The organism is Jongsikchunia kroppenstedtii DSM 45133 (assembly GCF_000380485.1).
Taxonomy (GTDB): domain Bacteria; phylum Actinomycetota; class Actinomycetes; order Mycobacteriales; family Mycobacteriaceae; genus Jongsikchunia; species Jongsikchunia kroppenstedtii.
The window spans coordinates 1-9375 of the sequence record NZ_AQYG01000020.1; the positions used below are offsets into that span (position 1 = coordinate 1).

Genomic DNA, 9375 nt, shown 5'->3' on the forward strand with positions numbered 1-9375 from the left:
CGAACTCGAAGCTGCGTACTACGCTCAACAGACAGCCCAGCAAACCGCTGAGCTGACCGTTTGAGGCAGTCTCCGACATCCCGGGGCGATTCAAGTCGATGCGACGGCTTGACAGTGATCCACGCCTCATCCATACTTCCGTCAGACTTCGAGTACCAGGTACTAGTGATAGCGCGTATCTGCATGGGTCTGGTCGAGTCAGTAAGTGCTATGAACAAATCGCGTATGACGGGAGATTGGATGGCAGTGGCGTCGATAGAGGCGGTGATTCTCGCCAGATTGGTTGCCAGCACGCAGACACTCGGACGCATGTTCAGACTCGGAGCCCGCACTACAACGATTATGCTCATTGACATTGTCCGCGGGCAGCTGCCCATCCGTGAAGCAGTGATTCAAGCATGGTTCTTTATTACGGTCACAGCGGTACCCGCAGTACTGCTGGCGGTACCGTTTGGGGTCGTCATAGCGGTGCAAATCGGATCCATAACCAAGAGCGTCGGCGCAAGTTCGATGGCGGGCGCGGTAGGAGGGATCGGAGTAATGCAGCAGGCTGCGCCAATGGCAGCGGCCCTCCTTGTTGGGGGGGCCGGCGCGTCAGCGGTCTCGGCTGATCTCGGCGCGCGTACCATTCGCGACGAAATTGATGCAATGCGGACGATGGGGATCGATCCAATGCGCCGCTTGGTATCCCCTCGGATGCTCGCCATGATCGTTGTTGCGCCGATGCTTTCAATAATAATCATTCTCATGTCGATCCTCGCGTCATTTCTGGTCTCAGTTATTGCCCAAGGAGTTGCATCGGGTTCGTACTGGTTGTCATTTGGCACGTTCGCATCCACCCTAGATATAGTCATTTGCGTAGTGAAGTCGATGATATTCGGCTATATTGTCGTGATTGTTGCAGCTCAACGTGGTCTGGAGGCGAAGGGTGGTCCGCGAGGTGTGGCGGATGGTGTCAACGCAGCGGTTGTGATCGGTGTTGTTGCCTGCTTCGTTGTGAACGTTCTGATAACCCAATTAGTCAGCATGTTCTTACCGACGAGGCTATTCTGATGGCACTCAATGGCGGGCGCGCCAAGGTTAGGGTGCCGTCGACATATAAGCGGTATGGTCGGCTAGGTCGGAAGCGCTCGTTGTCGCGTGCAGCAATGGTTTGGATCCCGCTTGAGCATTTGGGTCATCAGCTGGACTTCACTTGGCAGTCACTCCGAGGAACGTGGCACGCCGCGACTACCTACCGTAAGCAGACACTAAGTATTTTCACTGAGCTCACCTGGGGCCGTGGCGCCGTGATCGTTGGGGGTGGCGTTGTCCCGGTGCTATTCATCATGGGTGTTTCGCTCGGGGCGATGCTGGGAATATTGGGCTATACGGTGCTGAACTTGCTTGGGTTGGGCCCGATTTCGGGGACAATGTCAGCATTTGCGACCACCCGTGAGCTTGCCCCGATCATCGCCGCTGTTGGCTTCGCAGCACAGGCAGGTTGCCGACTAACTGCAGAGATTGGTTCAATGCGGATTTCAGAAGAGATTGATGCGCTCGAAGCGCAGGCAATCCGGCCGATTCCATTTGTGGTGTCTACCCGAGTGTTGGCGGGAATCATCGCGATCATTCCCACCTACCTGGTTACATTGACAGTTGCGTATTTATCAGCGCAACTGATTATTACCAAGGTGTATGGTGAAGGTGCTGGCGCCTACAATCACTACTTTGAGATGTTCATAAATGCGAAAGACGTCGCATTCTCGTTGATCAAAGTGGTAGTATTTGTGATTGCAGTAGTCATCGCCCACGCGTACCAAGGGTACCATGCGCGGGGTGGCCCGGAAGGCGTCGGAATCGCCTCCGGACGGGCGATCAGGGCAAGTATAGTGCTCATTATCATGCTCGACATGGTGTTGACAATCATCATGTGGGGATTCAACTCCAGCGTTAGCTTCTCGGGATAACCATGGCCGTAGAATTGGATCCATCTGGCCGCGGTGCCAGCCGCCGCGGGATTCGAATCCGTGGATTGATCACCATTGCCGCGATCGGCGCTGCCATGTACACAACTGCAATTCTTGCTACGCCCGACCACCAGGGCGACGTATCGTTCACGATTGTTGCTGCAGGCATAGGCGATGGTGTTGACACATCGACACAGGTCCGGTTGCATGGTCTGCCTATAGGTACGGTCACGCGGATTGCCAGCGATGGCACAAAGCGCGTCGTTACTCTGGCCGTAAAAAAGCCTCGTGCTGCTGAATTGACAACATCGATGCAGACTCGGTTCGTGTCGTCTAACGCATTTGGATCGACCGCGATCGAATTGATCCCAGGTTCGGGAGGGCTCCCGATAACGCCTGGAACGGTGATAAACTACCAGCAGGAGATACGAAACTATACCGTCACAAATGTACTCCGCAGTGCTGAGGCGGTTGCATTGGATGTTGTCACTCCGCAACTTTCGGGCGCCTTAAACAACGCCGCCGATCTGACAAGAAGCATGTCCCCAGCAGTAACAGCCAGCCTTGCAGTGATGCGTGCGTGGAAACAGTCCGACCCGCTTGCGGTTGACAAAATACTTCGAGCAGTCGCCAACGCAATGCAACCGGCGGGTCCCGTCGTGGACGGAGCTGTGACGATGCTCCAACAATTGCTGGATGTTCCAGACTATGAAAATCCTCACCTGGTCCAGCTCACTGCCAAGGCGTTGCCCGCCTTCTCGCAGCTCGCTTTCGGTTTCGTATCAGAGCTGGTGGTGGCGGCTGGCCCATTGGCGCCGGCGATTGACGTACTTAACGCCTATCTAACACCAACAACCTATGGATTGCGTGATGTGACTGCATCGCAGATACAGCAATTAATCACAAGACTTGGGCGTTCATTTACCCAGACCAACAGCGGACGCGTTGACCTAAATGTCCAACTGCTAATTGACGCGTTTCCATCGGTGGGAGTACCGCTTATGCTCGTAAACGGGGTACACAGATGATCTCATCGAAGAAAGCTGGCGTGCGGCTGGTAGTGTTTTTCCTTGCTGTGGTGATGATTGTCTTTCTGATCAATCAAGCTATCACGAGGCCGATTTCAGGGTCGACGGAGAGCTATCACGCCGAATTTACCGATGCTTTCGGGCTTCGGGTCAACAACGACGTACGGATCCGCGGAGTCCAGGTCGGGAAAGTTCGCGCTGTAACACTCCGCGATGGAAAGTTTGCTCGTGTGACTTTCACTATGCAGCGGTCGCATCCGCTGGGTGTCGGAGACATAGTCGCTATCAAGTTTCAGAACCTGACTGGACAGCGATATCTTGCAATACTCCCGTCTGCTAGCGGCGGGCCGAGGGTCAATCCAGCTGAAGATATTCCACCAGATCGGACACTGCCTTCTTTAGATATCACCCAAATGTTTAATGGTTTACAGCCAATATTGAAGCAGGCGGATCCCGCAATCTATAATCGCTTGGCGATGAATATGTTGGCGCTTCTGGAGGGAGAGCAGGGTGATGGTGTTGCTTCGGTAATGTCTGATATTGGCAAACTTGCCGGATATGCATCGGATCGATCAGCTGTGTTTGAGGCGATCTTGAGCAACTTGGGAAGGGTGGCGAATACTCTGACTGGACATTCAAAGACGATTGACACCCTCTTGTCATTGTTCGGCGGGATATTCCATACCCTTTCCGGACAGTTGGAAAAGCTGCTTTCGCTAATCCATCAGGCTGCTGCTGAATTCTCCGGGCTAGACGGCGCGCTCGACGCGCTGCAGACTTTGGCACTCGGTGGTTCAGATAAGCTTACCGCTCGCTTTTACGAATTGGTTCCCGATCCTGCGGCCGCGGTTAAGGCACTTGAAATCGTACCTCCGCTGATTAGCGGCCTGACACGCGCTCTTCCCAATACGTCCGCCGATCTGAAGTGCTCGAAAGGCAATGCTTCGTTGCCAGGCTTGGCGAAGATTCTGATAGGCGGACAGGAGATTATACTTTGCAAACCCTAGGTCGCGCATTCCATAGCATCAAATGGCCATCACTCGGCGACGAAGAAACATCACCTCGTAACCAGATCTATTGGGCAACGGGCGGCAGCGTGGTTGTTGTACTCGCGCTTGCGCTAGCGTTTATTGTGTACATTCGTCCGATCGGTGCCGTAACTTATTCCGCGAACATGACTTCGGCCGCGAGTGTGGTATCCGGTTCTGATGTACGGATCGCGGGTGTGCCGGTAGGTCGGGTTAAGTCGCTTAGCCTAGCAGGTGACCATGTCGTCATGCGGTTTACAATTAAATCTAATGTATTTATTGGTGATCAGACAAGTCTGGAGATCCGTATGCTGACACCGATCGGAGGCCTTTATGTGGATGTGAATCCGTCGGGGAGTTCTCCGCTAAGGCGTACACATATTCCGGTAGATCGAGTCCAACTGCCTTTCCAGATACCTAGTCTCTTGCAGCAAGCGACCCCGTTAGTACAACAGACCAACGTGGGAACTCTGAGGCAAAACCTAACAAGTATCGACTCAGCACTGGCTTCTGCGCCTGGCGCGGTTCGTACAACAATTGACAGCGCGCAGAAAACCCTCGATGTATTTGACAGGCAAAAGGGGCAAATCGTTGAAATTCTGAAAATGTCAAATGAGTACATATCAGTGGCAAATTCTCACAGCGACGTAATTAGAACGGTCATTGAAGACCTCGCTCGGCTTGGCCCAGCGCTAGTCGCCAACCGGTCGGCATTGATTGTGGCCACCACCGATCTTGTTGACTTCTTGGCAAAAGTTTTTGAGTTTCTCGGCGGTCCGTTTCAGACTCGTATCGAGCCGTTGCTTTTTCCGCTTGAACGAAGTGTCGATTCCGCCAGGAACCTGGGAAGCAAGATTGACAATACGATAGCGGATTTGCAGGGGATGATAAAGCAGCTGGCGGGTCTGCTTGGTCCAGACGGCCAAATATATATTGACCAGTCCAATGCTCTACTAAACGGTCCAAATATTTGTGTTCCGATTCCCGGACGGAGCTGCTGATGGCGCGCAACTGGACCTGCCAAAAGGGTGTTCGGGCTACGATCATTCTTCTTGCAATTATGATCGTGCTCTTGGCGAGTGCCGTAGCATGGCATAACACTCGGCCGACGATGTCTGCACTTTGCGCCGATATGAATGACTCGCTCGGACTGTATCGTGACGCACCGGTGACAATCATGGGTATTAAAGTCGGCGCAGTACGATCGGTGCGGCCGGAAGGCGATCACGTACGTGTCGATATGGATATCAAGAAGCGACCGCTGTCGGCAGACGTGCAGGCGGTCGTGGTCAACAACTCGATACTGACGGATCGTCGTGTTGAGCTCGTGAATTCGCAGCTCACAGGAGGTGCGCAATTTTCATATTCCTCATGTATAACACGTGCAAATACCGCGACGCCGATCAATATCAATGACTCGCTACAGGCGTTCGATAATGTGGCGAAACAGCTAGCTTCAACTTCTCAGGACGGCAGCATGCCTCTCAAAGGAGTTCTCGATAAGTTGGCGCACGAGCTCGATGCTTCTGGGCCCACGCTGAATAGCTCCGTCAACGAACTTGGCGAATTGATGAGTTCTCCCGATCAATTTGTCGGACAACTTAGACAGATTTTGGACAATTCGGATCGGCTAACTTCACTTACAGCGCAAGAGTGGCCAAATATAAAGACGCTTGCGCCGACTCTGACTACCGTATTCGAGGCCGCCGGACAGCTGCTGGGGCTCTTTCCTGGGTTGCTGCAAAGCGTAGGAACTACTTCGGCCGGTCCCCTGCAAAGGCTTTTCACCGAACATCTGCCCTATTTGAATCCAATTCTTGATAGGTCGGTACCGATAATTGATCTCGTGGCTAATCATGTGACTAGCGGTCAGCAGATTTTGGGTAAAGTGCCAGCGGTCGTGTCGCTCCTGCGAAATATGTTTGATCGGCAGCAGGGCGCTCTCCGTGTCACGTATCGGCCCCCTGATTTCTCGGTATCAGCGGTATCGCCGGCATCCGTCTGCCGACAACTGAATAGTATTCGTGAGAACTCATGCGATGTGACCAGCAATTCTAGAGCAACGATTCCACTCGTACAGATGGTACTTTCTGCGATCGGGGGTAGTTCGTGATTATTCACCGACGTATTCGCGCAGCCTTGATACCTGTGCTCCTACTGTTGACCGCATCGGCCTGCGCGTTCAACCCAAGCAACTACGCAATTCCAGGAACCGGCGTTGGCGGCGGAACTTATACAATCAATATTCAATTTGCATCAGTGCTTAATCTTCCGCCGGGAGCGAATGTAAGTTCCAACGGTGCAAAGGTGGGGACTTTGCAGTCGGTCCACCTTCATTCGTATGGAGTGACAGCGGTTACGAAAGTAAAGAAGTCGGTTAAGCTGCCGGCTAACACGCGCGCTGAATTACGGCAAACAACGATACTGGGTGACATCTATATTGCGCTGATTGTTCCTGTTGATGCGAGCTCAGTTCAGATGATTGACGATGGTGGAACGATTCCGCTAGCACAAACGGATCCGGGCCCTCAGGTCGAAGACGTATTGCGTCGACTGTCGAACTTTATTAGCGGCGGAAGTATACAGGAACTGCAGAATTCAATGGATCGACTCAACGCCGCACTTCCCGTGGACTCCCGCGAAACGAAAGATCTGGCTTCGCAAGCAGCGAAGGACCTGTCGGGAGCTGCGAATGGCATCGATAATATCGACAGAATTCTTCACTCTAGTAGTGACGTGACAGATCGTTTGATGAGACAGTTGCCAAATCTGCGTCAGATCTTTTCCGACGATGGCAACTATCGACTTGAGCAGACGTCAGTTATTGGCAACTCAGTTTTTTCGATTACGGTGCGTTTGCAGCAACTGACCAATGCTCTGCTATGGCTACTGCCCAGACTGCCAAGCATAAACGGATTCTTGGACAAAGTCGTACCCTTGGTGCGGACGCCCTCAGACAGTGCTCTTCAATTTAACGGGAACATCGGATCGCTTATTTCATTGTTCCGGGGTAAGTTGATCCCGTTTGTGGCGCAGGGCCCAGCTATCAATGTGACAAGTTTGCAGGTTGACGGAAAGAATGCGACACCTGACGTGATGGCAGTACTTCGAATCATTGGAGCGGCTCAGTGAGCAGCAGAGTTTCGAACTTGCTGTCAGCGCTAGGTCTGGTTCTGGTGCTGATATTGGGTGGCGGCTACCTGTTGGTCGGCGTACTTCATATTAACCCTACGACGCCCGTAACAAGAATTTCAGTCGATTTGTCGAATTCTGGCGGACTGCGATCCGGCTCTGATGTTGTGCTGCGAGGAGTTGATATCGGTAAAGTCGACTCGGTTCGTAGTGTTAACGGAGGCGTACGAGTGTCGGTCAGCTACAAACGAAAGTACAAAGTGCCGGTGGACAGTGCACTCAAGGTTGAAGGCCTATCGGCCCTTGGCGAGCCAGTTTTTGAGATTAGCCCGAAGAATTCGTCGGGCCCGTATCTAGAGAATGGCACTCGACTGCGGACTAGCCCGGTGAATGTTCCTGCTACAATTCCTGAATTGCTGTCCAGCTCTTCGGATCTTCTTGCCCAGGTCGATCCGAAGTCCGTAGCGACGATTTCTCGGGCTCTTACGCAAGCGTTGACCGGTCTGCAGGACGCTACCCCCAATATTTTGCGAGGCACCACGTTACTCGCATCGACTGTCGTTAGTCGACAGCCGCAACTTGTTCGGATACTTGCGAACGGTAGGACCATGCTTGGAGATGCAGAGTGGGTGGGGCCGTCGTTGCGTGGCCTTCCTGAAGCCTTTACGTCTATGTCGACGGTGGCGCGGACCGATCTGATTCGTCTGTTTGCCTTGGCGCGTCGGACGGATGGCGATGCTCTGTTCAATAGTCTGATCCCAGAGGAGAACTTCTTGATTGACTATGTGCGTAAAATCTCTCCTAGTGTCGGTGCGATCGCAAGCGCACTGCTTCCGCTTGCAAAGTCCACTGGTTCCTTGCTGGCGACGGTAAACTTTGGCGACGTAATAGATCAGGCCTTGCATGCGCTGCCGGGAGATAGGGTGCGCATAGCCGTAGCAATTCCGCACTAGCGGACTCTGAATAGAGGTAATAGGAAATGGTTGATAGTTCTGATAATGTAGAGGGTTTGGCCTCGGGCAAAAATGAAGGTGTCGATGATGAGTCGTCGCCAGCGGTTGATGTTGATGGTTTGTCAGAAAGCCCTGAGCGGCCAGTAGCCTCTGGCAGAGGTCTGGTGTCGGCATATGTGGGTCGTTTGCAACGTGCTTTGGGTGATGTTCGGGTGATCGTGTGGCGTCGGCCGGTGTCATTTATTCTTATTGTTGTGTTTGCGTTAGCGGGGATAGGCTTTGGCATACTATGGCAGCATAGTGTCGGCGAATTGTCCTCGTTGCGATCGAGTCAGGCGGATGATGCTAAGGCTGAAAGCATCGCTGGCCGGTACGCGGTAGGTGCGTCGACATTCAATTTTCAGAATCTGGACCCGTGGTTATCGTCCCTCAAGACGGGGGTGAGTGATCAGTTGAAGCCCAAGTTTGATTCAGCGGTAAACGTTCTGAATCCTTTGCTTCAGCAACTTCAATGGATATCGACGTCGAAGTTGCTCGCTGCAGATGTATCGCGTCGGGATGGCGGTATGTTCAATGTACAGGTGTTCGTGAGTATGCAGTCAAAGAGCTTGCAGTTTCCTGACGGCATGAATTCGACCGCGTCCTATTCGGTGACCCTTGACAAGGCTAGCGGCTGGACTATCACAGATGTGGGCGGAATTGGCGCGGGGCTACCGGGCGCTATCAATTCTGATGGAAGTGGTTCCGATACTGGCACGCCGGCACCCAGTATGAGCGAACATGCACCGCCTGCCACGACCCCTTCGGGCTAATTGGTTGTGAGTCATGACGGTATGAGGTGTCGGCGGAATTGGGAGCGGGTCCTCGACCGGCAGGATGAGAGCTGCGCAGACACTCATTCACCAGCCGAAGAATCCGTTCATGACTCATCGTAATCACCGATGTCGATCGGCGGGCCGCCGTCGGCTTGTTACCCGCTGTGAGCACACGCCCGGTCGCACATCTTGCCGCCGAGATGGCCATAGGGGCAATGCCCGCACGAGGAATCTGCCTGGAAATGAACAACTCGAGCGCCGTGATCAGCGTGCGCACGGTGACCCAGATCCTGCATCGGCTCCGGTTGAACCGGCGCCGGTTTGAACCGTCTTGGTCTGGTCGAAGACCTGGTTAAGCCACCGCGGGTGTCGAGGGTGGCAGGTCCCCGAAATTGGGCCTGGGCTGTTCTTGGGTCGTTCGTCGTGATCAGTAGTTAATCTCGTACGTCACCGGATGGGCCCGGTGGGTG

General features: G+C 53.5%; 9 protein-coding genes. All 9 read left to right on the forward strand.

All coding sequences use genetic code 11. The features are described 5' to 3' along the window. Positions 1-240 precede the first annotated feature (240 nt). The 9 genes from G341_RS0100365 (at position 241) to G341_RS23660 (ending at position 8902) form a co-directional block, all read left to right on the forward strand. The gene (locus G341_RS0100365) at positions 241-1053 is read left to right on the forward strand and encodes an ABC transporter permease (RefSeq protein WP_051092552.1); all 813 of its coding nucleotides are present in this window, start codon (positions 241-243) and stop codon (positions 1051-1053) included. Continuing rightward, on the forward strand, positions 1053-1949 hold the full coding sequence (locus tag G341_RS0100370) for an ABC transporter permease (RefSeq protein WP_043449948.1): 897 nt from the start codon (positions 1053-1055) through the stop codon (positions 1947-1949). Before G341_RS0100365 ends, G341_RS0100370 begins: the two co-directional genes overlap by 1 nt. 65 nt (positions 1950-2014) lie before the next feature. Next, positions 2015-2977, forward strand: a complete 963-nt coding sequence (locus G341_RS23320; protein WP_162140687.1) for an MlaD family protein — start codon at positions 2015-2017, stop codon at positions 2975-2977. Then, positions 2974-3984: an MlaD family protein gene (locus G341_RS23325; protein WP_026303076.1), complete on the forward strand. Its 1011-nt coding sequence runs from the start codon at positions 2974-2976 to the stop codon at positions 3982-3984. The genes G341_RS23320 and G341_RS23325 overlap by 4 nt, the downstream gene beginning before the upstream one ends. After that, positions 3972-5006 carry an MlaD family protein gene (locus tag G341_RS23330; RefSeq protein WP_155826658.1) on the forward strand — a complete coding sequence of 345 codons (1035 nt, stop codon included), beginning with the start codon at positions 3972-3974 and terminating at the stop codon, positions 5004-5006. Before G341_RS23325 ends, G341_RS23330 begins: the two co-directional genes overlap by 13 nt. Next, on the forward strand, positions 5006-6118 hold the full coding sequence (locus G341_RS23335) for an MlaD family protein (protein ID WP_081622370.1): 1113 nt from the start codon (positions 5006-5008) through the stop codon (positions 6116-6118). Before G341_RS23330 ends, G341_RS23335 begins: the two co-directional genes overlap by 1 nt. A 47-nt stretch (positions 6119-6165) precedes the next feature. Continuing rightward, positions 6166-7137, forward strand: a complete 972-nt coding sequence (locus G341_RS23340) for an MlaD family protein (protein ID WP_162140688.1) — start codon at positions 6166-6168, stop codon at positions 7135-7137. After that, positions 7134-8090 carry an MlaD family protein gene (locus G341_RS23345; RefSeq protein WP_081622372.1) on the forward strand — a complete coding sequence of 319 codons (957 nt, stop codon included), beginning with the start codon at positions 7134-7136 and terminating at the stop codon, positions 8088-8090. Before G341_RS23340 ends, G341_RS23345 begins: the two co-directional genes overlap by 4 nt. 26 nt (positions 8091-8116) lie before the next feature. Next, a complete protein-coding gene (locus G341_RS23660) occupies positions 8117-8902 on the forward strand; it encodes a hypothetical protein (protein ID WP_155826660.1) in 786 nt (261 codons plus the stop codon). Positions 8903-9375 lie beyond the last annotated feature (473 nt).